The organism is Streptomyces diversicolor (genome assembly GCF_057537855.1).
On the sequence record NZ_BAAJXA010000018.1, the window covers coordinates 1 to 25,345 of the forward strand.

The 25,345-nt window shown below is 70.4% G+C and carries 23 protein-coding genes and 2 pseudogenes; 14 read left to right on the forward strand and 11 right to left on the reverse strand.

Features of this window, described 5'->3' with window-relative positions; all coding sequences use genetic code 11:
- Nucleotides 1-140: 140 nt before the first annotated feature.
- Both AC27LF_RS21915 and AC27LF_RS21920 read right to left on the reverse strand, forming a co-directional pair.
- Complete coding sequence (locus AC27LF_RS21915) at nt 141-941, reverse strand: SDR family NAD(P)-dependent oxidoreductase (protein ID WP_479662803.1); 801 nt, start codon at nt 939-941, stop codon at nt 141-143.
- Nucleotides 938-1,858, reverse strand: coding sequence for a helix-turn-helix transcriptional regulator (locus AC27LF_RS21920; RefSeq protein WP_479662804.1), 921 nt, complete (start codon nt 1,856-1,858; stop codon nt 938-940). Before AC27LF_RS21920 ends, AC27LF_RS21915 begins: the two co-directional genes overlap by 4 nt.
- Nucleotides 1,859-2,124: 266 nt before the next feature.
- Here AC27LF_RS21920 and AC27LF_RS21925 point away from each other — a divergent pair, with 266 nt between their 5' ends.
- The 3 genes and pseudogenes from AC27LF_RS21925 (at nt 2,125) to AC27LF_RS21935 (ending at nt 3,549) form a co-directional block, all read left to right on the forward strand.
- Nucleotides 2,125-2,967, forward strand: a complete 843-nt coding sequence (locus tag AC27LF_RS21925) for an oxidoreductase (protein WP_479662805.1) — start codon at nt 2,125-2,127, stop codon at nt 2,965-2,967.
- Nucleotides 2,968-3,218: 251 nt separating this feature from the next.
- Nucleotides 3,219-3,329 (forward strand): annotated as a pseudogene (locus AC27LF_RS21930) (hypothetical protein); the annotation flags it as partial.
- A gap of 46 nt (nt 3,330-3,375) precedes the next feature.
- Nucleotides 3,376-3,549: a hypothetical protein gene (locus tag AC27LF_RS21935; protein ID WP_479662970.1), complete on the forward strand. Its 174-nt coding sequence runs from the start codon at nt 3,376-3,378 to the stop codon at nt 3,547-3,549.
- Nucleotides 3,550-3,685: 136 nt separating this feature from the next.
- On the opposite strand, the gene AC27LF_RS21940 is transcribed toward AC27LF_RS21935, so the two are convergent.
- Nucleotides 3,686-4,369 carry a response regulator transcription factor gene (locus AC27LF_RS21940; protein WP_479662806.1) on the reverse strand — a complete coding sequence of 228 codons (684 nt, stop codon included), beginning with the start codon at nt 4,367-4,369 and terminating at the stop codon, nt 3,686-3,688.
- Complete coding sequence (locus tag AC27LF_RS21945; RefSeq protein WP_479662807.1) at nt 4,354-5,688, reverse strand: sensor histidine kinase; 1,335 nt, start codon at nt 5,686-5,688, stop codon at nt 4,354-4,356. The genes AC27LF_RS21940 and AC27LF_RS21945 overlap by 16 nt, the downstream gene beginning before the upstream one ends.
- Before the next feature lie 169 nt (nt 5,689-5,857).
- Here AC27LF_RS21945 and AC27LF_RS21950 point away from each other — a divergent pair, with 169 nt between their 5' ends.
- The 4 genes from AC27LF_RS21950 (at nt 5,858) to AC27LF_RS21965 (ending at nt 10,414) form a co-directional block, all read left to right on the forward strand.
- Nucleotides 5,858-6,745 carry an ABC transporter ATP-binding protein gene (locus tag AC27LF_RS21950; RefSeq protein WP_479662808.1) on the forward strand — a complete coding sequence of 296 codons (888 nt, stop codon included), beginning with the start codon at nt 5,858-5,860 and terminating at the stop codon, nt 6,743-6,745.
- Nucleotides 6,742-8,295: an ABC transporter permease gene (locus tag AC27LF_RS21955; protein WP_479662809.1), complete on the forward strand. Its 1,554-nt coding sequence runs from the start codon at nt 6,742-6,744 to the stop codon at nt 8,293-8,295. The genes AC27LF_RS21950 and AC27LF_RS21955 overlap by 4 nt, the downstream gene beginning before the upstream one ends.
- 157 nt (nt 8,296-8,452) lie before the next feature.
- The gene (locus AC27LF_RS21960) at nt 8,453-9,568 is read left to right on the forward strand and encodes a DUF418 domain-containing protein (RefSeq protein WP_479662810.1); all 1,116 of its coding nucleotides are present in this window, start codon (nt 8,453-8,455) and stop codon (nt 9,566-9,568) included.
- Between the two features lie 525 nt (nt 9,569-10,093).
- On the forward strand, nt 10,094-10,414 hold the full coding sequence (locus AC27LF_RS21965; protein WP_479662811.1) for a hypothetical protein: 321 nt from the start codon (nt 10,094-10,096) through the stop codon (nt 10,412-10,414).
- Here the strand turns inward: AC27LF_RS21965 and AC27LF_RS21970 are convergent.
- Nucleotides 10,407-11,375, reverse strand: a pseudogene (locus tag AC27LF_RS21970) (IS1380 family transposase); the annotation flags it as partial. The gene AC27LF_RS21965 and the pseudogene AC27LF_RS21970 sit on opposite strands and share 8 nt — an antisense overlap.
- Before the next feature lie 164 nt (nt 11,376-11,539).
- On the opposite strand from AC27LF_RS21970, the gene AC27LF_RS21975 reads away from it, so the two are divergent.
- The 5 genes from AC27LF_RS21975 to AC27LF_RS21995 are packed head-to-tail and all read left to right on the forward strand — an operon-like array spanning nt 11,540 to nt 15,663.
- Nucleotides 11,540-12,043 carry an RNA polymerase sigma factor gene (locus AC27LF_RS21975; RefSeq protein ID WP_479662965.1) on the forward strand — a complete coding sequence of 168 codons (504 nt, stop codon included), beginning with the start codon at nt 11,540-11,542 and terminating at the stop codon, nt 12,041-12,043.
- Entirely contained in the window at nt 12,040-12,858 is an 819-nt protein-coding gene (locus AC27LF_RS21980) for a zf-HC2 domain-containing protein (RefSeq protein WP_479662812.1), read from the forward strand. The genes AC27LF_RS21975 and AC27LF_RS21980 overlap by 4 nt, the downstream gene beginning before the upstream one ends.
- A 32-nt stretch (nt 12,859-12,890) precedes the next feature.
- Nucleotides 12,891-13,700, forward strand: a complete 810-nt coding sequence (locus AC27LF_RS21985) for an ABC transporter ATP-binding protein (protein WP_479662813.1) — start codon at nt 12,891-12,893, stop codon at nt 13,698-13,700.
- Nucleotides 13,697-15,091 (forward strand): hypothetical protein, encoded by a 1,395-nt coding sequence (locus tag AC27LF_RS21990; protein WP_479662814.1) that lies wholly within the window; start codon nt 13,697-13,699, stop codon nt 15,089-15,091. The genes AC27LF_RS21985 and AC27LF_RS21990 overlap by 4 nt, the downstream gene beginning before the upstream one ends.
- Complete coding sequence (locus AC27LF_RS21995) at nt 15,088-15,663, forward strand: hypothetical protein (protein ID WP_479662815.1); 576 nt, start codon at nt 15,088-15,090, stop codon at nt 15,661-15,663. Before AC27LF_RS21990 ends, AC27LF_RS21995 begins: the two co-directional genes overlap by 4 nt.
- A 464-nt stretch (nt 15,664-16,127) precedes the next feature.
- Here AC27LF_RS21995 and AC27LF_RS22000 read toward each other — a convergent pair whose 3' ends face one another.
- Nucleotides 16,128-16,958 carry a helix-turn-helix transcriptional regulator gene (locus AC27LF_RS22000; protein ID WP_479662816.1) on the reverse strand — a complete coding sequence of 277 codons (831 nt, stop codon included), beginning with the start codon at nt 16,956-16,958 and terminating at the stop codon, nt 16,128-16,130.
- 317 nt (nt 16,959-17,275) lie between these two features.
- Here AC27LF_RS22000 and AC27LF_RS22005 point away from each other — a divergent pair, with 317 nt between their 5' ends.
- Complete coding sequence (locus tag AC27LF_RS22005) at nt 17,276-17,980, forward strand: NAD(P)-dependent oxidoreductase (protein WP_479662817.1); 705 nt, start codon at nt 17,276-17,278, stop codon at nt 17,978-17,980.
- Nucleotides 17,981-18,061: 81 nt separating this feature from the next.
- Nucleotides 18,062-18,841 carry an SDR family NAD(P)-dependent oxidoreductase gene (locus AC27LF_RS22010; protein ID WP_479662818.1) on the forward strand — a complete coding sequence of 260 codons (780 nt, stop codon included), beginning with the start codon at nt 18,062-18,064 and terminating at the stop codon, nt 18,839-18,841.
- Nucleotides 18,842-19,763: 922 nt separating this feature from the next.
- Here the strand turns inward: AC27LF_RS22010 and AC27LF_RS22015 are convergent.
- The 5 genes from AC27LF_RS22015 to AC27LF_RS22035 all read right to left on the reverse strand — a co-directional run bounded on the left by AC27LF_RS22015 (nt 19,764) and on the right by AC27LF_RS22035 (nt 25,205).
- Nucleotides 19,764-21,488 carry a lamin tail domain-containing protein gene (locus AC27LF_RS22015; RefSeq protein ID WP_479662819.1) on the reverse strand — a complete coding sequence of 575 codons (1,725 nt, stop codon included), beginning with the start codon at nt 21,486-21,488 and terminating at the stop codon, nt 19,764-19,766.
- Between the two features lie 680 nt (nt 21,489-22,168).
- Nucleotides 22,169-22,792 carry a TetR/AcrR family transcriptional regulator gene (locus AC27LF_RS22020; protein WP_479662820.1) on the reverse strand — a complete coding sequence of 208 codons (624 nt, stop codon included), beginning with the start codon at nt 22,790-22,792 and terminating at the stop codon, nt 22,169-22,171.
- A 10-nt stretch (nt 22,793-22,802) separates the two neighbouring features.
- Complete coding sequence (locus AC27LF_RS22025) at nt 22,803-23,918, reverse strand: FAD-dependent monooxygenase (RefSeq protein WP_479662821.1); 1,116 nt, start codon at nt 23,916-23,918, stop codon at nt 22,803-22,805.
- Between the two features lie 397 nt (nt 23,919-24,315).
- Nucleotides 24,316-24,666, reverse strand: a complete 351-nt coding sequence (locus AC27LF_RS22030; RefSeq protein WP_479662966.1) for an HNH endonuclease — start codon at nt 24,664-24,666, stop codon at nt 24,316-24,318.
- Nucleotides 24,561-25,205 (reverse strand): TetR/AcrR family transcriptional regulator, encoded by a 645-nt coding sequence (locus tag AC27LF_RS22035; RefSeq protein WP_479662822.1) that lies wholly within the window; start codon nt 25,203-25,205, stop codon nt 24,561-24,563. The genes AC27LF_RS22030 and AC27LF_RS22035 overlap by 106 nt, the downstream gene beginning before the upstream one ends.
- Between the last annotated feature and the right edge of the window lie 140 nt (nt 25,206-25,345).

Genomic DNA, 25,345 nt, shown 5'->3' on the forward strand with positions numbered 1-25,345 from the left:
CACCACACAGCGCAGACTACCCAACACGCCAAATGAGACGACCTCTTGCTCATGCCGGCGACCACGTCCGAACCTTCATCCAGATGATCACCCGCTGCCGCTCGGACAACAGCCGGTTTGCCACAACGCACTGAGGATGCTCAGTGCTGCGGGCGAGGCTTGGCCTTGGTGGCGTGGCGGGCGGCCTTGTACGTCTCGGGCAGGAAGCGGTGTTCGATGGCGGTGCGTTTGGTGGCGGCGTCGCCACCGACGATCTCGGCGCGGCCTTCCATCATGGCGACGAAGCCCTGGCGGGCGACTTCCTTGCGGCTGTTCTTCTTCGCGCCGGTGCCGAAGGCGGTGTTGTTCATGCCCGCGCGGGCGTGAAAGTCGCTGTCGGTGGCGCCGGGCATGAGCGTGGTGACGGTGACGCCGTGTTCTTTGAGTTCTTCGCGCAGCCCCAGGGCGAACATGCGGGTGAAGGCGCGGGAGGGCCCGTAGACGGTTTCGTACGGGGTGGGCAGCGTCGCGGACAGCGACGACGTGATGAGGATCTTCCCGTCGCCGTTGGCGGCCATGTGCCGGGCCACGCGCTTGGCGAGGTGGACGACGGAGGTGACGTTGAGGGAGATCAGGGAGAGTTCGTCGTCCAGGTCGGTGTCGAGGAAGGCTCCGCCGATGCTGCGTCCGGCGTTGAGCACCGCGGCGGCCAGAGGGCGGCCGGTCTTCTCCACGGCCGTCCACACGGTCTCGACTCCGTCGGCATCGGCGAGGTCGGCGCGGACTGCTGTGACGTGGGCGCCGTCGCGGGTGAACTGCTCGGCGGCCTCGTCGATCTTTGCGCTGCGGCCGGTGGCGACGAGGTCGAAGCCGTTGGTGGCGCACAGGCGGGCGATCTCGTAGCCGATGCCGTTGGAGGCTCCGGTGACCAGCGCCAGGGGGCGGGTGGAGGGGGTGCTCACAGGCTGCTCCTGTCGTCGGAGGCGGAAGGGGAAGGGGAAGGAGTGTCGTCGGCTGGTCGGGGGCCGCGGTCGGGCGCGGGGGTGTTCCAGTCGGCGAGCAGGCGCCAGGCTTCCTGGGAGGTGCGGTCGCCGGCGGGCATGTAGAGGAAGAGGGTCTGGTCGTCCTCGCCGGGCGGGGTCAGCGCCTGGTAGTCGATGGTGAGCTCGCCGACGAGGGGGTGGTTGAAGCGTTTCTGGCCGTGGGTGCGGGTGAGGACACGGTGGTCGTCCCACCAGCGGCGGAAGTGCTCGCTCTTCATGGTCAGCTCGCCGACCAGTTCGGCGGTGCGGGCGTCGTCCGGATGCCGGCCGGCGTCCAGACGCAGGATCGCGGTCATCTCCGCCGCGATCCGTTCCCAGTCCGCGTACAGCTCGCGGGCCTCGGGAGCCAGGACGATCCAGCGGGTGAGGTTGCGCTCTCGGTAGGGCATCGCGTCGAAGTCGGCGATCAGGGCGCGGCACAGGTGGTTCGTGGCCAGGACGTCGCCGCGCCTGCCCAAGATGAAGGCGGCGTGGTCGCGGAAGGAATCCAGGAACCGCAGCATGCCGGGGCGGGCGCGCTGCACGGCGGGCGCGGCACGCCGGGCGGGGCGGCCGGGCCGGGCCTTGACGAGGTCGTGCAGGTGCGCCCGCTCGGCGTCGTCCAGGCGTAGCGCCTCAGCGATGGCGTCCAGGACGTTGTCGGACGGGGTGATGCTGCGGCCCTGTTCCAGGCGGGTGTAGTAGTCGGTGCTCACCCCGGCGAGCTGGGCGACCTCCTCGCGGCGCAGGCCCGGCACGCGGCGGTAGGCGCCGCTGTGCGGGAGACCGAGCGACTCGGGGTCGATGCGGTCCCGGCAGCGGCGCAGGAACTGGGTGAGGTCCACGTTGCCGGCCATGACTCCATCCTCCTGCCCCGGCGGGGGCGTCGCGATCGCGGTGGGTGGGTCGCTGCGTCCTAGGAAGAGGCGTCCCGGGGTCGAAGCAGCCCAGCGATCGCAGGCCGGCAGCCGGGCCCGCAATGGTCTGGTGGAAGAGGCACCCGGTCGACGGGGCACAGCACGGGCCCTGTGGCGGCCTGTAGCGGACCGTCGCGATCCCAGCCCCGCCGGGGCGGTTCAGGTGCCGTCTTCCGAGATCGTTTCCGATGCAAGGACTTCGTTTCATGACCACTTGGCTGATCACCGGCTGCTCCACGGGCTTCGGCCGCCAGCTGGCCGCTACCGTGCTGGCTCGCGGAGACCGGGCCGTCGTCACCGCCCGTCGTCCCGAGCAGGTCGAGGACCTGGTCGACGTCGCGCCCGGCCGGGCTCTGGGTCTGGCGCTGGACGTCACCGACCCCGCCCAGATCCAGGCCGCTGTCACTGCGGCCGAGGGCCGTTTCGGCGGTATCGACGTGCTGGTCAACAACGCGGGCATCGGCTACTTCGCCGCGGTGGAGGAGAGCACCGACGACGAGATCCGCCGCATGTTCGAGATCAACGTCTTCGGCCTGTCCGCGATGACCCGGGCGGTGCTGCCCGGGATGCGCGCCCGCCGCAGCGGCACCATCGTCAACTTCTCCTCCATCGGCGGCCTGCGTTCCTTCCCGGCCGTCGGCTACTACAACGCCACCAAGTTCGCCGTCGAAGGGCTCTCCGAGGCCCTGTGGCAGGAGGTCGAGCCGCTCGGTATCAGGGTGCTGCTGGCCGAGCCCGGCCCGTTCCGCACCGACTGGGCCGGGCGCTCCGCGAACGAGACCCTGCCCGAGCGTGTGATCGCCGACTACGCCGCCACGGCGGGCGCCGCGCGCGCCTCCTTCCGTGAGAACACCGGGGGCGAGCCCGGCGACCCGGCCCGCGCCGCAGTAGCGATCTACACGGCGGTCACCGCTGGCAATCCGCCCCGCCGGCTCCTGCTCGGCAGCCCCGCCTACGACATGGCACTGGAAAAGCTCGACGAGCTGCGCGCCGAGTTCACCGCGTGGGAGGACCTCACCCGCAGCGCGGACTTCCCCGCCCAGCAGTAGCGGTCCGCCACCCGGCCGCATCTGTCCGGGGCCCGGCCGGGCCCCGGACAGATGCGGTCCCACCACGGCCGACACACACTGACCGGGGACCACCACAGGGGCACCGCCCCTGCCAATCGATCGTCGCCGACCTCACCGACTACGGGCAGGCCTTCGACGCCCTCGGCTCCATCGGCTGGGACATCCTCGGCGACACCACCGACCACGCCTTCGACGTCGTCGTCCACCTCGCCGCCGTCCCCCACCCCCGCATGTTCAGCAACGCCGAGACCTTCACCAACAACGTCACGGCCGCCTACGACGTCTTCGAAGCCTGCCGCCGCCTCGGACTGCACGACATCGTCCTCGCCTCCAGCGAGACCGTCCTCGGCGTCCCCTTCGACCACGCCATCACCTACTTGCCCCTGGATGAGAACTCCCCCGCGCCTCGGCCGCAACACCTACGGCCTCAGCAAGCTCCTCATCGAGCAACTCGCCGAGGAGTACACCAAGAACGAACCCGACCAGCAGGAAGCGATGGCTGCCCGGCTGGTGTCCTGGTGGACAGCTGCCGGCAGGGCCTATGGCACCGGCCGCATGTAGTCGCTCCCTCCGCGTCATCTGCTCGTTTGTCCGGGTGTGCCGTTGACTGACGTGCGGTGGGCGCGGATCGAGCCTTTGCTTCCGGTGCCACGACGTCACCGTTAGCGGACGGTGGCGCCGGCTCCTGCCCGCCAGGTCACCCGGTCCTGCGCAGGTACGTCAGAACCGCCAGCACGCGGCGGTTCGTGTCGTCGTCCGGCGACAGGTCGAGCTTGGCGAGGATGCTGCCGATGTGCTTGCCGACGGCGGCCTCGCTGACGGTCAGGCGGTGGGCGATCGCGGTATTGGAGTGCCCTTCTGCGATGTGGGCGAGGACTTCGCGCTCGCGCGGGGACAGCCGGTTGAGCGGGTCGCGGTGGCGGCGCAGGATCTGGCGGACCACGGTCGGGTCGACGACGGTGCCGCCACTGACGACGGTACGCAGGCCGGCGGCGAACTCCTCGACGTCGACTACGCGGTCCTTCAGCAGATAGCCCACGCTGCGGCCGCCGCCGGAGGCCAGCAGTTCGTCGGCGTAGCTGAGTTCCACGTACTGGCTGAGCACGACGACCGGGAGGCCGGGATGCTCGTCGCGCAGGGCGACGGCGGCGCGGAGGCCCTCGTCGGTGAATCCGGGAGGCATGCGGATATCGGTCAGGACGAGGTCGGGAGCGTGCTCGGCGACCGCCGCAGGCAGCTCCTCGGCGGTGCCGACGGCGGCGGCCACGCGGAACCCGAACCGGCCGAGCACCGCCGCGAGCCCTTCCCTGAGCAGGGCGCCGTCCTCGGCGATGACAACACGGATCTCCGGGAGCGCCCCCGGGGTCACTTCTGCGGGCACGGGAGCTCCACTCGGATGCGGGTTGGACCGCCCGCCGGGCTGGACAGCAGGAGTTTGCCATCGACCGCTGCCACCCGGTCGGCAAGGCCGGTCAGCCCGCTGCCTTCGGACGGCCGGGCACCGCCTTTCCCGTCGTCCTCGATATCCACGCAGAGGACGCCGCCGCGGAGTTCCACGGTGATGTCCGCCCGGGTGGCCTCGGCGTGCTTGGCAATGTTGTTGAGGGTCTCGATGGCGGTGAAATAAGCGGTGACTTCGATGTGCTGGGGAAGCCGTTCGGGGAGGTCGGCGTGGACGGTGACGGCTACCGGGGACTCGTCGGTCAGCGCCCACAGCGCGTCGGTCAGACCGCGGTCGGTCAGCACCCTCGGGTGGATGCCCCGGATGATCTGCCGGAGCTCGGCCATGAGCTCCTTGGCCTGTTCGTGGGCCTCGCCGACGCTGCGTGCGGCCGCCGAGCCGGGCGGCAGGTCGAGCCGGGCCATGCCGAGCTTGAGGGTGAGGTTGAGGAGCTGGGCCTGGGCGCCGTCGTGCAGATCGCGCTCGATGCGGCGGCGCTCCGCCTCGAAGGCGTCGACGAGACGGGCCCGGGACTGCGCGACCTCGGTGAGCCGGCCGCGCAGCTCTTCCTGCTCCCCCTCGTGCAGCAGGGCCCGGGCAACCGCCCCGTGGAGCCCGGCGACGGCGGTGACCACGTACGGCACCAGCGGAAGCAGCAGTGCCGCCGTCACTGCGTAGGGCACGGCCTGCCCGCGGGTGGCGATGCGGACGAAGCCCATCGAGACCTCTCCGGCGTCCTGCCCCAGCAGGTACGGGGAGGCAAGCATCACCAGCAGCAGAACGACAGCCAGGGCGGCGGCCCCGTAAAGCAGGGGGCCGACGGTGCCGAGCAGCAGTGCGTAGCCGAAGGAGCGCCATGTGGCCGGATCGGTGGCGCGCGTGCGCAGGTGCTGCCACAGGCCCGGGCCGTCGGGCCGGCGGGACACCCTGCGGACCGGCCGGGCGTCGATCAGTGCGAGCCTGCGCCGCTCCAGGGCGGCCAGCGGCGGAGCCGGCCACAGCGCGGCCCCGGTGATCAGCAGCACTCCCAGCAGCACGTGCACCAGCACCTGGTAGAGCGGGATCCTTCCGGTGCCGGTGGCGATCCGGCCGACCAGGAGGATCAGCGGGGAGAAGACCACGGCCAGCGCGAGCGCGGTGCCGAGCGCGACAATCGCGGACGTGAGTGCGTACGCCAGAGAGCGCCACGGCCAGACGGTGAGCAGAAAGCGGCGCGTGAGCAGGGCGGACAGCGCGGTGGGCGGGGAGGTCGGCGGCACGGGGGAAACGTAACAGCGCGGCGGCACGCTCCGGGATATGGCCGGCCCCCGTTACGGGGTATTGCCAGCCCTACCCGAAGTCTCACCCTGCACCCACTGCGGGAGAAGGAACCCGGCTGCTTCCCTGGGCAGGGTCCGCAGCAGGAGCAGAAAAACGGGAGAAAACACCGTGCATCTGGAAATCGATCGGTTGAGCAAGAGCTTCCGGGATAAACACGCACTCCGCGAGGTCACCCTGCGCATCGGCCCGGGGGTCACGGGACTACTCGGCCCGAACGGCGCCGGGAAGTCGACGCTGATGCGGGTGCTCGCCACGATCGCCAAGCCCACTGCGGGCACCGTGAAGTGGAACGGAACCGACATTGTCTCCCGTCCGAACGAGCTCCGAAAGGTCCTCGGATACCTGCCGCAGAACTTCGGGGTCTACCCGAATCTCAGCGCCACGGAATTTCTGCGCTATCTGGCGGCCGCGAAAGGCATCGGCGTGAAGTCGGCCAAGGCACGCATCGAGGAACTGCTGGAGCTGGTGAATCTCGCCGACGCCGGCAACCGCCCGCTGGGCACGTTCTCCGGCGGCATGCGGCAGCGGGTCGGCATCGCACAGGCACTGCTGAACGACCCGCGGCTGCTCCTCGTGGACGAGCCGACGGTGGGTCTCGACCCGGAGGAGCGGATGCGGTTCCGCAACCTTCTCGGGGACCTGGCGCAGGACCGGATCGTGCTGCTGTCCACACACATCGTCTCCGATGTGGAGGCCGCGGCCGACGAGATCGTCCTCCTCGCCGGCGGTCGGCTGGGCACCCGTGGCGCCCCGCAAGCGCTGCTGGCCGCCGCCGAAGGCGTGGTGTGGGAGACCACCGTCCGCGCCCAGGACGTGCCGGCCGCCCGGCAGTGGGGCCCGGTCACCCGCACCGTCCGCACCCCGCAGGGCGTACGCGTCCGCATCGTCAGCCCCACCCGCCCGGCGCCGCACGCCGAACTGGTCCAGCCGGACCTGGAGGATGCCTTCCTGCATGCCGTGCACCACGGCGTACGCACCGAGGGAGCTCTGCAGTGAGCACGACCGTCCCGGGCGGCGCCGTCCACGCGGTGGCGCTCGCAGACTTCCGTGACCGTGCCCGCCGCCCGGCGTTCCTGGTGACGGTGCTCGCCGCCGTCGCCCTGGGCTATCTGGCCGTACCGCCCGGCGCAGCCGAGTACGGCATGGTCAAGGTCGGAGACTTCCGCGGCACCTACACCCCGGCCTATGTCGGCGCCGTGGTGGCACTCGTGGGCAGCGTGTGGCTGCCTTTCTTCGGCTTCTACGTCACCAACACGAGCATCGGGCGCGATCTGTCCAGCGGCGTCGGGCAGCTCCTGGCCGCCACCCCGCTGCGTACCAGCGGCTATCTGCTGGGCAAGTTCGTGAGCAACCTGGCCGTGCTGCTGACCATGACGGGGGCGCTGGCGGTCACCGTGCCGGCCATGCAGTTCCTGCGCGGGGAGTCGCAGGCCGTGGACCCCTTCGGCTGGTGGTGGCCGTTCCTGGTGCTGTGCGCACCGGTGCTGTGCATCGCGGCGGGGGCGGCGGTGCTGTTCGACAGCGTGCGTGCGCTGCGCGGCGGCCTGGGCAACCTCGCCTGGTTCTTCGTCTGCCCCGCGCTGTACTTCGCGCTGCCCTCGTACGGCTTCGACGCCGTCACCGCAGGGCTGCAGCACGACCTGGCCGCCCAGCACCCGGAAGCCGCAGGGGACGTCTCAGTGGGGCTCACCACCCAGGACGCGCTGCACACCTTCACCTACTCGGGCCTGGGCACGGACGTTTCCCTCGCCGCTCACCAGCTGATTTACATCGTGACCGGGGTGGTGCTGACACTGCTGCCCGCCCTGTGGTTCGCGCGCCTCGCCCCGGAGCGGACCCGGGAACGTCCCTCGGCCGATCGCCTCGAACCGGCCGAAAGCCTCCCCGAAGCGGCCGGGACCTTCACCCGGAACCCTCGGGCACTGACCCCGGTGGCGGCCGGCCCGCCGTTCGTGCGGCTGGCGCTGGGCGGGCTGCGCCTGCACCTCAAGGGGCAGTCGCGCTGGTGGTGGACGGGCGCGGCGGCGCTGACCGTCGCGGGTCTCGCCGCGCCGTCCGGCGCGACACCGATGGTGCTGTTGTTCGCCTGGCTCTGGCCGGTGCTGCTCTGGGCCCGGCTCGGCGTACACGCCCGCGAGCACGGCGTGGACGAACTGACCTGCAGCGCCCCGGCGTTCCGCGGCCGGCTGCTGGCCGAGTGGCTCGGCGGGGTACTGATCGCCGCCATGACCGGCGCGGGGCCGCTCGTCCGGATGGCGCTCGACGGGGATGGTGCTGGCGTGGCGGCCTGGCTGGGCGGGGCGCTGTTCCTGCCCGCACTCGCCCTCTTCCTCGGCGCACTGACCCGCAGCGGCCGCTGGTTCCAGGTCCTCTACCTCGGCGTCTGGTACTTCATCGCCAACAACCTGCCGGCCGTCGACTTCATGGGTGCCCTCCGGGACGGCGATGCGCTCGCCGGCCCCTCGCCGGTGCTCTGGGCATCCCTCGCCGCCGCCCTTCTCGGCGGCACGCTCGCCGTACAGGAGGCGCGTCATGCCCGCCGCTGATCCGACCCCCCGGAAGTCCTCCGCAATGCCGGACCTTGTCTCGCCGCCGTCCCCCGTTCCGGAGCCGGGGAGGGGTTCGTCCGCACTCCCGGGGGAGGGCAGGCTGCTTCGCGCGGGTGGGCAACGCGCCCTCGCGCCCGACCTCGCACGCGGATTCATGCTGCTGTTCATCGCGCTGGCCCACGCCCCGTTGTTCCGCTATGCGTCCGGTGGTCCCGCGCCCTTCGACGACCTCGTCGCGTTGTTCCAGGGGACGTTTGTGGACAACCGCGCCAGACCGCTGTTCGCCCTGTTGTTCGGTTACGGGCTGGTCCAGCTGTGCAACCGGCGGCAGGCCGAAGGCGGCAACTGGCGCGAGAGCCGCGCCTTGCTGCGCAGACGGGCGTTCTGGCTGGTGGTGCTCGGCGGCCTGCATGTCGCACTGCTAGGGGTCGCCGACATCATGTCGGTCTACGGCCTGGTCGTCCTGACCTTTGTGGGGATGCTCCGCGTACGTGACCGAACGCTGCTGTGGGGCGTGGGGCTGTCCACGGTGCCGGTCACCATCGCGGGCGGCGTGATGGCAGCGGACACCGCGGCGGGATCCGGCGGTGTGTACGACACCCTGGGCACCCCCGCCGGTGAACTGACCCCGCTGCTCGTCAGCCTGTCCCGCGTGCAACTGTGGCCGGGAGAGACGGTCAGCGGTGTGCTCACCTTCCTTCCCGCGGTCCTGCTCGGGATCTGGGCGGCACGGCACCGGATCCTCGACGAGCCGCTGCGGCATCGGGCGTTGTTGGTCAAGGTGACGGCCGCCGGGCTCGGGGTCTCCATCCTCGGCGGCCTGCCGCTGGGGCTGATCTCCGCAGGGATGTGGACCGATCCGCCGCCATGGGCCGCCTCCTTGGCCGGCGCCGTGCACCTTCCTACGGGCTGTGCGGGCGGGCTCGGCTGGGCCGCGTTGATCGGGCTCGCCGCCATCCGGTTCGGCCGGCGCCGGGGCCGGATCGTGACCGCGATCGAGGCCATGGGGCAGCGCTCGATGACCTTCTATCTCCTCCAGTCCGTCGTCTTCGTGACCGTCTTCGCCCCGTACACCGGCGGGTTCGGCGCCCGCCTCAGCCTGATCGCGACCGCTGCCGTCGCCGTGGCGACGTGGGTGTCCTCGGCCGTCCTCGCCGAGGCGATGCGCCGAGCCCGCTACCGCGGCCCCGCGGAGATCCTGCTGCGGCGCCTGACCTACGGCAAAGACGCCAAGCCCGCTGCCTCGCCGCGCGGCACCATGAAGTCGTGAAGATCCCGCTGCCGCGTGGGCCAGTCACGGGCGGGCCCTGACGAAACCAAGCAGGCTGCTGAACGGAAAACGGAACCTCAGTGGGGCAGGCGGCAGCGTCCGTTCTACGCAACGGAACGGACGTCGGGATCGGGTGTTCACCCACAGCCCGGCGACGCTGTTCGCCGCGTTCGACGACCCCGATCTGATCGCGCATGCCGGGCCGGTCCCCACGATCCGACTGGCCGAGCGGTGCGGTCTGCCAGCCCTGGTGGCCCAGAAGGTGAATCTCGCCGGCGCGGCCAACGGCGCCGGGACGGCCGCCGACGCGAAGGCGCTGTCGATCGTGGGCGGCATGGTGGCCGGGGCGGACAGCATCGACGACCTGGACGTGCTGCGCCACGGCGGTCTGCCCCGGCTGTTCGGCGGCGTGCGCGCCCCGTCCACGCTGGGGTCGTTCCTGCGCGCCTTCACCTGGGGACACGTACGCCAACTGGAGCCCCCATACGGTAGTTCACCTGCAACCTGGCCTTGCACACCGGGTTCGTGCCAACGACCGACGAGTTGGTGTTCGTGGACATCGACTCCAAGGTCAAGCAGGTATACGGCCCGGCCAAGCAGGGCGCCTCGTTCGGCTACACCGAACAGCGCGGCCTGCACTTTCAGATCGTCACGGTCAAGACGGGCACCTGCGCACCGGTGATCGTGGCAATGAGGCTGCGCAAGGGCTCGGCAGGCTCCGGCAAGGGAGCGGCGAGTCTGCTGCGCGAGGAGATGCGGGCGACGGTGGGAGCCCGACGCTCGGGTCGGGTGCTCCAGGGTTCCTCAGGTAGCGGGCGGTCAGGGACAAAGCAGCACGTCAGGTGACTGGTCTTGGCAGGGTGGCGAGACGTGCGAAAGCCTTCGCCAGGTCGTGGCGCCATGGCCAGGTGGCGGCGATCCGCAGGTGCAAGCGGCGTGCGCCGCGGGTGATGCGGGCTGCTGCGTGTAGTAGCCGGTGGCGCAGCTTCTTCGGCTCGGCGGTGGCCAACTCGCCCTCAAGCAGGAGAGTTTGGGTCGACGCGAGCAGGTCGATGGCGACGAGGGACAGCTCCAGCCATGCGGCGTTGAGGGCGAAGTGGCGGGAGGGGAAGCGGCCGAAGCCGGTGGTCTTGCCGCAGCGGACGCGGTCCTCGCAGCGGGCGTGGGCGCGGTGGCGGGCCTCCAGCAGTTGCAGGGAGCCCTGGCCGTGGGGAGTGTCCGTGAGGAAGACCTGGTGGCGCATGCCCTCGTCCAGGTCGAGCAAGGAGAGCTGGGCGCCGGGGTGGGGGCGCTCGCGGCGGACGATGATCCGGATGTCGTCGGGCAGGCCCGGCAGGTCGACCAGGCCGGTCAGTTCGGCGACTTGGGCGCCGTCCCGCAGGGAGGCGGCCTGTTCGAGGGCGGGGTGCCAGACCCGCTCGGGCAGGTGACGTATGGCTTGGCGGACGGGTTCGGTGATGGACCATCCGACGGAGAAGGAGGCGTGTATCCCGCGTGAGCGCGGGGCGCGGATGTGGGCCAGGAACGTCTTGGCGGATCCGGCGCCGTCGGCGCGGATGAGGATGTCAGTGCCATGACGGTGGGCGTTGGGAAGTTGGGCGAGCGCGGCATCCAGGACGGTGATGTGGTCTTCGGCGGTGTTGGCCGCGGCGTTGCCTGGCCGCAGCAGGCCGGCCAGGGCCTCGCCGGTGTTGTCCAGGAAGCACAGCAGCGGGTGATAGCCGAAGCCGTGTTTGTAGGTGGGTGCGGCGTGCTCTTTCTCGGAGTGGCAGGTGACGAGGGTGGCGTCGATGTCCAGGACCAGGCCGGGCAGTTCCACCAAGCTCGCCCGAAGGCCGAGACGGCAAGGCTCTCTGTGTGACGTGGATCATAGCAATGGGAAAACCTGTCGCCCGGGCCGGGCGTCTAGCAGGTGTGAGATCAGTCAGAGCAGCGCTGCACGAGGTGGACGAGGAGCGTCTCGTCCGGCTGGTGGCAAAGGGCGACCGTGCCGCGTTCGAGGAGTTGTACCGGCGTACGTCGCCGTGGATGGCGGTGCGGCTGCGCCGCCGGTGTGTGGACGAGCAGATCGTCGCGGAGGTCATGCAGGAGACCTACTTGGCGGTCTGGCGCGCGGCGGGTGCGTTCGCCGGGACCGCGGTCGGGGGGACGGCCACCGGTTGGCTGTGGACGATCGCGGCGCGCCGCCTCGTCGACGCGTTCCGGCGCAGGGCGCACCACGCGGAGCCGCCGCCGGCCGCGGCTGTGCCCGAGGCGGCGCCCGCCGCCGAGGAGTTGGCGCTCGCAGGAACCGTCGACGGTGATGTCGGGGACGTACTGAGGTGCCTCGCGCCGGAGTTGAGACAGGTACTGCAGGCCATGGTGCTCGACGGGCTGTCCGTCCGTGAGACCGCGGTGCTGCTCGGGCTGCCCGAAGGCACGGTCAAGACCCGTGCCCGCCGGGCCCGTATCGAGATGCGGAGGGCGCTGGCATGAGTATCGAACACGCATCGAAGCGGATCATCGAGGGGTATGTGCGCGGCGGCGCGGGCCTCTCCGCCGACGAGGTGTGGGCCGTGGAGGCGCATCTGGAGATGTGCCGGGTGTGCCGTGACCGGTTGTCTGCCGCTGTCGGTGCCGGGGTGCCCGCCGTGGCGTCGCTGGTCGACACCGTGTGGTCCGGCCTGGAACCCCAACTCGCGGTCACTGCAACGATGGCGCGCCGACGGCGCTGGCCGGCGCCGCTGTCGAGGTGGATGACGCCGACGATGGTGCCGTGGCTGGCCATGGTCGTGGGCGTGACGCTGCTGGCCCTGCTGCTCGATCTGTCCGACACGGGCTCCGGCGAGGTGTCGTTGGTGCTGTTGTTCGCGCCGGTCCTGCCCGTGCTCGGCGTCGCGGCGTCCTGGTCGCGTGGTCTGGACCCTGCGTACGAACTGACGGCCTCGGTGCCCAGGGCCGGGCTCTATCTGGTGCTGCGACGCACCGCGTCCGTGCTTGCCGTGGTCGTCCCCGTGCTGCTGCTGGGCGGTTGGGCGACGGGGGTGATGGTGGCCCAGTGGCTGTTGCCCTGTCTGGCCTTCACCTCGACGACCCTGGCGCTCGGCGGTGTCGTCGGTGTGACCCGCGCAGCCGTCGTGCTGGCCACTGTCTGGGCCGCCGTGGTCGTGGCGCCGACCCTGGCCACCAGCCGTACGACCTTCGCTCTGCAGACGGGCGGTTTGCCCGCGTGGGGGCTGATCCTCGCGATCGGTATCGGTGTCGTGATCGCCCGCAGAGGCGCGTACACCGTGCTGGGAGCTCATCGATGACCATCGGAAAGAACATGGGAAAGGAACACCACATGACGTCCGCCGTGAGCGCGGCCGACATCGCACCGACGGCCTACGCCTGGGAGATCCAGGCAACCGGGCTGAAGGTCAGGGTCGGCAGGAAACGGATGGCCGTCGACGGCCTCGACCTGTCGCTGGGCACCGGCGTCCACGGACTCCTCGGCCCGAACGGGGCGGGCAAGACCACCCTCATCCGGACGCTGGCCACCGTACTGCGCCCCACCGAGGGCAGCCTGGAGCTGCTCGGCGAGTCCGTGGGCGGCATGGGCGAGCACCGTGCGGTACGCCGCCGGATCGGCTATCTGCCGCAGGAGTTCGGCTACTACAAGCGCTTCACGGTGCGCGAGTTCGTCGAGTACATGGCGTGGCTGAAGGAGGTGCCCAAAGCGGACATCCCCACCGCGGTGCAGCGCGCAGTGGAGCGGGTGGGTCTGGCGGACCGCGCCGACGAGAAGATGAAGGCCCTGTCCGGCGGCATGGTGCGCAGGGTCGGTATCGCCCAGGCCATCGTCAACGACCCGGCGATCCTGCTGCTCGACGAGCCGACGGTCGGCCTGGACCCGGCACAGCGGCTGCGCTTCCGCGAGCTGCTGCAGGAGCTGGGTACGGACGCCTGCGTGCTCGTCTCGACTCATCTGGTGGAGGACGTCGCCGCCGCCTGCACCGACGTGGTGCTCTTCGCCGAGGGCCGGCTGGTCTTCCAGGGCCCTCCGGACGAGCTGGCCTCGGCGGGCGGCCCCGAACACGTGGGTGACAGCCCGCTGGAGCGCGGCTACTCGGCCCTGCTGCTCAACCCCGAGCAAGAAAGGGGCACTTGGTGAACGTCCGCGTCCTGCGTATCGAGTTGAGGCGTTCGGTCGCCCCGTGGGCCGGCGTCGTGGTCCTGGTACCGGCGCTGGCGTTCCTGTACCTGCTGAACGGCGCCTGGTGGAGTGGCACCACGGCGTGGACGGCCCAGTGGACACCACTGGCCCTGTGGACCCGCTCCCTGCTGTTCTACCTGTGGCCGCTCGCCGTGGGGCTCGGGGCGCTGCAGGGACTGCGCGATCACCGCTCGAAGATGTCCGAGCTACTGACGAGCACGCCGCGGCCTGCCCGGCACCGCGCGGCCGTCCTGGCGGGCGCGACGGCGATCACGCTGGCCTCGGCCTTCGCGCTCCTCGTCCTCGTGGGTGGGGTCCAGGTGCTCGCCCACACCGAGTACACGCACTTCGGGTGGCTGCCGATCTCGCTGGTGGGGGCACTCTTCCTCGTCGCGGGGGCTGTGCTGGGCATGGGCGCCGGGAGGGCCCTGCCGTCCCCGCTCACCCCGCCCGCGCTGGCCATGGGCGCCTTCGTGTTCACAGCCCTCATGCACATGTCGCTGGGCCGGACGGAGACGGACACGGCGGACGGGTTCACGAGCACGGAGCCGAACCGGGTCTCGCTGCTGTCACCAACGGTGGACGAGGTGCGCGAGGCGTTCGTCACACTCTCCGCCTCCGTGCACGTCGGGCAGACGATCTGGCTGCTCGGCATGGCCGGGACCGGCTTCGCGCTGCTCGTCGCCGCGACCCCGCGCGCCCGGCTGACCGCCTTGACGCCCGTCCTGGCGGGTGCGGCGATCGCCCTGCCCGTCCTCCCCGCCGACGCGCGCCGGATGTACGTCGTCGACGAGGCCGCTGCGGAGCTGGTGTGCGACGGCCCCGTGTGCGTGACGAAGACGCAGCAGGCACGACTCGCGGACCTCGCGGGTCCCGGTAAGGAGGCGCTGCGGCTGCTGCACGGTGCCCTGGGTGATCAGGCGCCGGTCTCGGTCCGGGAGAACACCGCCGTACTGCCGCAGGGCTCCACGCCGCAGTGGTCCCGCAAGACCGTGCTCCTCGACTTCGACGACGACATCGTCGCCGCCGCGAAGGGCAAGGAGCTCACCCGGGCCCTGATCGCCAAAGGCATGGTGCAAGGGTGCACCCCTGTCGGCTGGAGCGGCTTCGGGGGAGATGAATACGCGCAGACCATCGCGGTGGGCTGGGTCCTCGGGGACCTCAAGCCGCTCCGCGGCACGCCGGCAAGTATGCGCAGCAAGGTCGAATCCGAGACCCGCCCGGTGTGGAAGAAACTCAAGGCGCTTCCCCGGTCCGAGCAGCTCTCGCGGATCAACGCGATGCGCGCCGCCGCGCTCTCCTGCGAGGGCGACCCGTTCGAGGTGCTGTCCGGCGGTGCGTCCCGGTGAGATGGCTGACGCTGTACGCACGCTCGCGTCAGGTACCCGCGTCGCTCGCCGCGGTGGTGATCGGCATGGTAGCGGTGTGGGCACTCGCCCGGGACGAGGGCGCGGGCCCCGGTGATCCACGGCTGCCCGTGCTCGTCCTCGCCACGGGGGCGATGGCCTTCTCGATCGGGCTCGGCGGGCAGGACCTCGCGCTGGACCGGACGGCCGCGATCCGCTGGGTACCCCGCAGAACGGCGCACGTGCTGCTCGCCGGCGCGGTCGTCGCCGCGGCGCTGCTGACAGTGCAGACCATGGGCGCGTCCATGGCCACCACCGCGTTCGTCATCCGGGACAGCGCGGGCCTGATGGGACTGGTCGCCCTGGGCGCGGCGATCTCGGGCGGCCAGTACGCATGGACGCTGCCGTTCGCCTGGCTCTCGTTCTCGTTCTTCGCCCCGCCCCCGACCAGTGCGCCGATGGAGGTGGCGATGTGGATGCTGCTGCCTCCCGGCACGGCAGCGGGCACCTGGACGGCCCTGGTGCTCACGGTCGTCGGCAGCGCGGCCTACGCCGTCGCCGGACCGAGGCGGTAGTGGGCGACGATGCCACGCCAAGTCTTCATCTTGTTGAGGGGCCGCTCGATGGCGTTGCGTTTCTTGTAACAGCGTGAGGCGCGGGCTAGGCGGGATCTGGAGTCCTGGACGGAGGACCTGGAGCAGGCTCGGGCGGAGGTGGATGCCGCACGGGAGCGAGTCGAGCGGGCCCGGGTGGGGCGTGAGGAGCACGTGTCGGTGCTGGCCGGGGAGGGTCCGGTGAATGCGCCGGTTTCCGTGCAGTCTGCTGGTGAGATGGCTGCTGCCGTGGGATCGAGCGGCTTGGGCGCGGGGCATGGCGAGAGTGGGACACCAGGGCCTCCTGATGATTCGATGACTCGACATCACCGAACTGTGCAGGAGGCCCTTCTCTTACGCGCCGGCTGCGGAGCGATCACCCGAACGAGGCTGATGCGCGCGGAAGTTCGAGCAGCAGCCGTATCCCTCGGTTTGTAGATCGCTTCTTACCCGAGGAGGGACTGCGTCCCGATGACGTTCAGGAGCGCCAGCCGGTCGGCGTCCTCGGTGCCGGGCTGGGCGGAGTAGACCATGATCCGCAGGTCGCTGCCGGTGACGCTGAGGATGTCGCAGTCCAGGGTCAGAGCGCCAACAATGGGGTGGTCGACGGTCTTGTGGGCGGCCTGGTGCTCGCCGACCGCGCCCGACTCCCACAGCGTCTCGAAGTGGGCGCTGCCGCGGCGCAGTTCGGCGATGAGGGCCTTGAGGTTTGCGTCGTCGGGGTAGCGGGCGGCGGTGCGGCGCAGGTCGGCGACGAGGGATGCCTGCAGGGCGCCCCTGGATTCGGGTGTCTGGCGCACGCGGTGGTTGGGGTTGAGGAAGTTGCGCCAGACGCCGTTGAGGTCGTCGCCCTGCCATTCGCCCATGAGAGCCGTGTAGAGGGGGTTGGCGAGCAGTTGGTTCCAGGCGGCGTCGAAGACGGCGACGGGTGTGCCGGCCAGGCGGTCCAGCATGCGGTGGACACCGGGGGTGATGTGCCGCGGGACCATGCCGGGCCCGGGCGGCGCGAGTCCGGCCAGGCGGAACAGGTGGGCGCGTTCGTCCTGGGTGAGCCGCAGGGCGCGGGCCAGGGCTTCTACGATCTGGAGTGAGGGGCTGGTGGCGCGTCCCTGTTCCAGCCGGATGATGTAGTCGGCGGAGATGCCGGCCAGCTGGGACAGTTCCTCGCGGCGCAGCCCGGCGGCACGCCGGCGACCCCCGCCGGGCAGGCCGACGGCCTGGGGCGGGACGTGATCGCGCCAGTGGCGCAGGGCCGCGCCGAGTTCTGTGGTCGCCATACCGTCGATTGTGGCAAATGAGTCGATGACCAGCCTGGTACTGCCATTCCCAGGAAAACCGGTCTACTGGCTGGTAGCAGGGTCCTCGCCGACCGTGGAGGCATGACACGAGCACGATTCCCTGAACGACCCGTCGTGGGGTTCATCGGGCTGGGTGACGCAGGGCCTGCCCATGGCTACCGCGATCTCCGACGCCGGCTTCCCCTGCACGCCTGGGCCCGGCGCCCCACCTCCCTGGACGGCCTCGCCGAGGTCCCCCACCAGCGGCACGAACGCTCAGTGAGCTGGCCGCCGCCTGCGACATCGTCTGCTTGTGCGTGGGCACCGACGACGACGTCCTGAAGCTTGCCGATCAGCTGCTCGAAACCCTTCGTCCCGGCGCCATCGTCGTCAACCATGGCACCGGCCTGCCCGGCAACGCCGTCCGTCTGACCGAGCTGTGCGCGAAGGGCGGCGTCGAGGTGCTGGACGCGCCGGTCAGCGGCGGCCGCCCGGCCGCGCAGGAGCGCCGGCTGACCGTGATGGTCGGCGGTCCGCAGTCCGCGGCCGAACGCCGCACGCCGGTGTTCCGCTCGTTCTCCGGCCATATGGTGCACCTCGGTGACGCCGGGGCGGGTCAGACGGCGAAGCTGTTCAACAACGCGCTGATGATGAACCAGGCCGCGATCACCGAGATCGTCGAACTGGCCACCCGGCTGGAGCTGGCCCCCGCCCGGCTGGTGGAAGTCCTGAAGCTGGGCAGCGCCGCCAGCGCGGCCCTGTCCCTGCTGAACACCATGGTGCGGCCCGACAACGTCGACCACCGGGCCGAACTGCCGCTGATCATCGAGTGGCGCGATCACCTCGGTCTACGAGAAGGACACCCTCGCCCCGGTTCTACCGGGCGCCCGGCTCACCGTCGACCCGGACGAGCTGGCCCGCTACAGGCCCTCCTACCGGTTCCTGGCCTGGTACCTGAACCGCAAGGGCTACACCGTCGGCGATCAGCACCTCGGCGACGACCGGCCCGAGGCCGTCGCTGAGCAGTACCGCGCCGAACACGCCTGGCTCCGCCAGGACCCCACCCCGGCGGCTTCGGCCACCCTCTGAAAGGAAACACTCCCATGAGCAAGCTCGCCCTCGTCACCGGCGCCACCTCCGGCATTGGCAGGGCCTTCGCCGAACGCCTCGCCGCCGACGGCTACGGCCTGATCATCGTCGGCCGCGACAAGGACCGCCTGGAGGAGTTCGCCACCGCCCACCCCGAGGTCACCGTCCGCACCGTCGCCGCGGACCTGTCCACCGACATCGGCGTCGACACCGTCGCCGACATCTGCGCCACCGAGCCGCTGACCATGCTCGTCAACAACGCCGGAGTCGCCCACTACATGCCGCTGGCCCAGCTGCCCGCCGACAAGGCCCGCGAACTCGTCCACGTCAAGGTCGTCGCACCGACCATGCTCACCCGCGCCGCCGTCGCCGGCATGCAGGAACGCGGCGAGGGACAGATCATCAACGTGGCCGGGATGATCGCCTTCAGCGGTCCCGCCGACAAGTCCGTCATGCCCCGCCGCGCCGTCTACGCCGGCAGCCTGGCCCACCTCGTCGCCATGTCGCAGACTCTCAGCGCCGAGCTGGAGGACACCGGCGTCCAGGTCCAGGTGCTGTGCCCGGGCGTGGTCGCCACCGAGTTCCACACCCGCCAGGGCCTCGACATGAGCGTCGTGCCTCGCATGAGCGCCGAGGACGTCGTCACCGCCGGCCTGCGCGGCCTCGAACTCGGCGAGGTCGTCTGCGCCCCCGGCGTCGAGGACGCCGGCTTGCTCGACGCCGTCTTCCAGGCCGACCTCGCCGCGTTCGACGGCCAGAGCCCCGCTCTCGCCTCCCGCTACCGGGCCGACTGAACCAGGCCCTCGTCCCCGGCCCCGGCCCCGGCCATGCGACCGGGGCCGGGCGACACGGGAACTGCCGCCTGTCGGCTACTCGAACACCTCCGCCAAGGGCCGGATTACCGGCCCGGCCCGCAGGCCGAGGCCCTGCGGCACGTCATCATCCCAGGTGAGGTGTGTGGCCGTCGCTCGTTAGGCAGGCTCGGCCGTCGTGTCGGTGCGGGGCGTGCTGGGAGGTGGCGGATGGCGTCGGTGCTGGGGGTGCCGGAGCGGCGTGAGCGGGTGGCGTTGGCTCGGGCGGAGGAGCTGAGGGCCGAGCTGGAACGGCTTCAAGCCGCTGTCGCGGAGGCGGAGGGGGCGGCGCGGCGCGCGGTCATCGCTCGCGAGGAGACCGTCGAGACCCTGGCCGATGAAGCCGCTGTATCCGAGGCGCCGAGGGCCGTTCGGAGCTAGACGCGGACGGAGCAAGCACGCCACAGTGTGACAGCTGGGCCTTCTGATGGTTCGTTGACTCGCCATCACCGAACTGTGCGGGAGGCCCTTACCCTTCTCCTATGCGCCGGCTGCGGAGCGATCACCCGAACGAGGCTGATGCGCGGGGAAGTTCGAGCTGTAGCCATATCCCTCGGTTCGGACATCGCTTCTGATCGCAGAAGAGCCGACGCGCCGAGTTGGCGGCGGCGATCGGGCTGCGGGCGGCCAGCCCGGGGAAGGGGCACCCGGGCTTTCCCCGGGCCGGGCTCGTTGGGCAGCGCGGACGGCAGATCACCACGATCGGCAAGGAGGCGTGGACGGCCATCAGGCCGGCCAGTCCGCGAGGGCCTGAGACCTGTGGTTGAAGAGCTGGGCAGCCAACGGCTACTGCACGCCCTTCATCAGCCGACCAGCGCGCACCCCGCTGAACGATCACTGCGAAGTCAGGCTGGCGGATCGGGGCTCAGTACGCCGTCCCGTCGGCGCGCCGGCCGGGCGAGCTGGAGAGCGAGCTGATGGTGTTGTGCTTGACCCAGCCGCCGGTCGCCGAGCCGTCGGGGCTTCGGTTGATGGACACTCCGTCGGAGTTCGCCTGGCTCGATGAGTAGCTCATCGACTGGATCGTCGCTCCGGCCGAATCCCGCAGGATCACCTGGTCACCGCTGTTGGACAGGTTGAGGCCGCCGGTGCTGGCCGCCACCGCCACGATGCCACTGGGGATCGCGGAGCCGGCGCCGAACACGGTGATCGCCTTGCCGGGCTGCAGCGTCGTACCGGCCGCGAACGTGTGCCGCACGGCCGACCCGTCCCAGATGGTCCAGCCGGCGATGTCGGCTGCCGTGCCACCGGTGTTCACGATCTCGACGGCCTCGCCGGCGGTGTTGCTGCCCGGTTCGTTGGCCAGCACCTCGTTGATGATGACGTCGGCGGGTCCGCCGCTACCGCCGGCGGTGGCGGTGATGTTCTGGGTCGTGGTGTGGGTGGCCCCGCCGTTGTCCGTCACGGTCAGCGAGACCGCGTAGGTTCCGGCCGATGCGTAGGTCACGGTCGGGTTCGTCGCCGTCGAGGTCCGGCCGTTGCCGAAGTCCCAGCTGCGGCTCACGACGGTGCCGTCGGGGTCGGTGCTGCCATCGGTGAAGGTGCAGCTGAGAGCGGTGCAGGAGTGCGTGTACGACGCCGTGGGCTGCCGGTTCGCGCCGCCGGCACCGCCGATGACGAAGTTGTAGCGGGCCAGCACCGGGTAGTGGTCGCTGGTCGTCGTCGCGTAGTTCGGGATATATGCCTGGGGCTGGAAGGCGGTCGCCGAGCCGGCGACGTACTTGGCCTGCACCTCGTTGGTGATGAGCTGGTGGTCGATGAAGTCCGGGTAACCCGCCGTCGACGACACGCCCGCCAGCGACAGGGCCCGCGTCGGGAACGTGTAGCGCGCCGCATCGTTCACGAAGTTGGCGTAGGGGGAAGCCTTCTCGGGTGTGATGGAGGTGTCGACGTCGTCGTTCCAGTCACCGATGACGAAGACGTTCTGCGTGGGGTAGGTCGTGTCGAGGTAGGACTTCAGGGCCTGCGACGCGGGGTTGCGCAGGTTCCACGCATCCTGGGTGGAACCGGACTTCGCGTGCAGGACGATGAAGACGAGGTCACGGGTGACACCGTCGAACGTGCCGCGCAACGTGAACTCCACCGGCGGGCGGCCGGCGAAGTTGCTGTTCTGTCCGGTCAGGATGACCTTCGCACTCACCAGGGTGGCCATGCTGGAGCGCCATACGAGGGCGACCTTCTGCTCGGTGTTGCTGAAGTCCGAGTAGTACTGCGCACCGTTCGTCACGATCGGGTCGTTGGCCACGACCCCGGTGTACCCGGGCATGCCCGCCACGAGTTGGTTGAACGCAGAGGTACTGACGACCTCGGAGAGGCCCCACACGTCCATGTCGGCGCCCGCCATGACGTCGCGGACGTTCTGCTGCTGAAGCGCCTCGTTGGTCGGGCCGAAGTCCGGCGCACCGAACCACTCGACGTTCCAATTGCCGACGTCGAGCTGTGTCGGCGATCCCTGCGACGGAACCGACGCGGCGGCACTCGCCGCGGGGGCGGTGGTGAGCGTTGCCAGCGTCACGGCGGCGGCCAGGCAGGCGGCCCCGAGCGCAGCGGTGCGGCGGGGGCGTCTGGCAGGTATGTGACGAGGTGACATGAGGGTGCCTTTCGCGAGCGGTTGCGGACTGTTCGCGGAGCACCGCACCGGGGATGTGCAGGGGGACACGCTGTGCGGCAGGGCAGTTCTAGACGGGCAGGGTGGCACGCGAGGGGCCGGAAGGTGTCCTGCGCATGTCACTTCTACGCGTGTTGCGCAGTGTGCACCGGGCACCGGGTGCGGCGCCATATCCCGTACAGGGTGCATCTGTTGAACGGAGCTCCCCGCGGCCGATGCTCGGTGTCCAGCCACGACTTGACTCACATCGCATCCGTGACAGCAGGGGTTGCCGGCCGATCTTCCTCCCCGGCAGCGGCAGATCATGGTTGCAGGGAGTCAGTTCAGAGCCGCGTCAGCGGATGAACGACTACCAGGCGAGGGCGGTCAGTGCCCGGATGAAGATCTACTCGGTCCTCGCAGCCGCCGGACTCCAGCCCGAGGACGCGGACGAACTGGTCCGCGCCGTCGAGGCCGGCGCCGTCGCCGGAGCCCACTGCTGGGTCGAGGAACTGCCCGGCTGCCCACACCCCGCGCCCGTGGAACGGCGTACGGCGAGGGCTGGGACGGCGCCGTCCATCATCGCGCTGCGGACCGTACGCCCGGCAGAGCGAGACACGTACCCGCAGGCGCTGGAGGACCACCTGCGCACCCGCCGGGCGCGACTTGAGCGGCTGTTTCCGTCAGCGGCCGGAGGTGCCGTCGCGGGCGGCGATGGCGCGTACGCCGGCGAGCACGATCGCAGTGATCCGTTGCGCGTCGGCTCGCGTGAACTCGCGTGCGCCCCGGCTGACCAGTCCGTGCACCGGGCCGCTGAGCATCTCGACGAGAAGACGGCAATCGACTGCTGGAAGCTGCCCGCTCTCGATCGCTGCCTCCACCCGCTGGTGCACCGCCGCCAGGCGCTGAGCGAACGCCTTGTCGACGACGGCCCGTAGGCCGGGGTTGTCGTGCGCCGCGCCCACAACGTTGAGCAGTGCCCGCCCTTGCGGGCTGGACAGGGCGGCGGCGAGGGCTTCGAGGAAGTCGACGAGGTCGGCGTCGATGTCGCCGGAGTCGTGCAAGGGTGTCGCCTCGGCACTGAAGGACGTCAGTGCGTCGGCGAGCAGGGCCGTACGGTCGGGCCAGTTGCGGTAGACGCTGGTCTTGTTGACCCCGGCGAGCTCTGCGACCTGGTCGTAGCGCAGGCCGCCGATCCCGTCGCGGGCGATCAGCTCGGCGGCAGCCTCAAGAATGCGACTGCGCACCCGGGCGTTGCGCCCGCCCGGACGGCGGGCGGGCTCTCGCGTGGGTTCGTCCTCGATCACGGCCGGGACCCTACAGCGACTGGGCCGCGCGCAGCCGGGCGTTGCGCGCCTCGATGGCCTCCCAGGTGGCGGGGACGACAAGGTCGGCCCCGCCCCGCGCGAACTCCTGGGCCGCCGTCGCATGGGGGCGCCGGCGCCGCTCGTAGGCGCTGAACGCCGCGGTGAGGTCGTCGCCGTGCCGGGTCAACTCCTCGGTGAGCGTCCACGCCCCGAGCAGGGCCAGAGAGGTGCCGCGCCCGGCCATCGGAGTCGCGCAGTGCGCGGCGTCCCCGATCAGCACGACCCGCCCCCGGTGCCAGGTCGACATCTGGACCAGGGCGAGCCCGTCGAAGTAGAGCTCGGGATCGCGGAGGGCGGTCTCGATCAGATCGGGGACCATCCAGTCCTCGACCCCGGCGAAGGCATCGGCCAGGAGGCGCTTCTGCGCGCCCAGGTCGCGGTAGTCGTAGTCGATCGGGTCGGACCGGAACTCGAAGAGTGCCAGCGCCTTGTCGCGGTAGCGGGCCACGCCCGCGAAGCGCCCGGGCAGGTTCAGGATCTCCGTCACGCGGGTGTCGCCGGGTGCCACCTGGCCGGGCGCGTCCGCGATCGCGACGTACACCCCGAGGTGCTCGGCGAACTCCTTTTCCGGGCCGAAGACCAACCGGCGCACCACCGAGTGCACCCCGTCCGCGCCCACCACGATGTCGTAGGCACCCTCCCGGCCGGAGGCGAAGGTGACCGCGACCCGGTCCCCGTCGTCGACCAGCGACGCGATCGACTCCTTGAAGCGCAGGTTGACCTGCTCGGGCAGGGTCTGCCGCAGGATGGTCATGAGGTCCTCGCGGGGGAGCTCGATGTCATCCGGGGTCTCGTTGATCTCCTGCATCACCAAGGGCGCGACGGCCGCGCCGGATTGGTCAACGAACTTCGTCTGCTCGGTCATCGTGATCCGGTGCTCGCGCACCGCGTCGAGGATGCCCATGCCGCGCGCGGTCTCGATGGCCTCGCCGCGCACGTCGATCGGGGAGCCGTTGACGCGCAGGTGGTCCGCCCGCTCGACCATCTCCACCTCATGCCCGGCACGCGCCAGGTCGATGCCTGCGCACAGGCCCGCTGCCCCTGCCCCACTGATCAGGATCCGCATGGTCCGCTCCTTCGACGCCGCAGCACGTCCACCCACTATAGCAACTTTCTGTTGCTTTAACTGAGACCTTCTTATCGCCTCAACGGCCGTCGAGGCGGGACCTCGTGACGTCCTCCCTAGCCGACAGCGACGCCCTCGACGGTCCTCGCCATCGGTTCGCCGACAACCGTCGTCGCGGCGGTGGCCCGCATCGACGTACCCCACCTCGAACGCGGCCCGCCCCAGCCTTCCGACATCCACCGCCCAACCCCCGGATCGATCACACAGAACCGATCTGAGCCCGTGCGGCCTCCCTCCGAACCGGACAGGCCAGATTTCCTGGCATCCGGCTCTCCAGTGATCATTTTGTGAGTGTTGCGGTGGTCGCCCTCCGGGGGATAAGGCCGTGGCAATCAGCTCACATCACAAGGGTTTTGCGGCGCTTCTTGGCCATGGCTGTTGCCCAGAGGGCCGGTTCGCTCGTTTCGAGCTCGAAGAGCTTCCGGACGTGATGGACTTCTACACCGTCCGTGCCTTCACACAGCTCGCAACTTCCCGCAAGGAACTCCCCCCTTCGGTGTCCGCCCCGGGATGCCCCGCGAACGCCCTTGGTGCCGACGGCCTCGATTGCTTGGGCATCAGCTCCTTTGGTGGCGGCGGGACTCAGTGGTTGGTGGACGTCCCTGGTCCAGTCGCGGCGTACCGGGCGGCGATGGTACGGACGGCCTCGTCGACTACCTGAGCGACGCGTTCGGCGCTCACTTCCCAGCCCGGCACCAGGAGTGTTGGCCAGAAGACGTAGTTGGAGATCATGCCCAGGAACTGGGTGGCTGCGAGGTCCACGTCCTCGACCCGCACCGTTCCCGCCTCGTGCTCAGCCAGGAGGTAGCTGCGTACGGACTCGAAGTAGGGCATCTTCCCGTGCGAGAACTGCGCATGGGCCAGCTCCGGGAACCGGGGCAGCTCGGCGATGACGATCCGGAACAGGTCGGTCATCTGGGGCCGGCTCAACAGCTCGGCGTAACGGCGACCGATGGCGCTGAGCCCGTCAACGACGTTGCCTGCCGGCGGAGGATCCTCCTCCTCAGCAGTTTGCCAGGACTCGGTGACGATGGCGTCGAACAGGGCAGCCTTGCTCGGAAATTGCTTGAACAAGGTGGCCCGCGAGACACCGGAGCGCTCTGCGATCCGCGCCAGCGACGTCCGGTCGTAGCCCAGCTCAAGGAACAGTGCGGTCGCGGCCGTCACGATCAGCGCGCGCTTTTCCTGGGCGACGCGCTGGTGGTACGTCGATACGACCCTGCTCATGGACCGAGTGTACGAGGTGAGTGGCTTGACTCGCCACTGCCGCCAACCTAGCGTCAAGGCAGTGGTGAGTCACCCGGCTCGCCATCGGCCGGCCGTTCATCGCCGATGATCCCGGTCAGTCACCCACGTTCCGAAGGAAC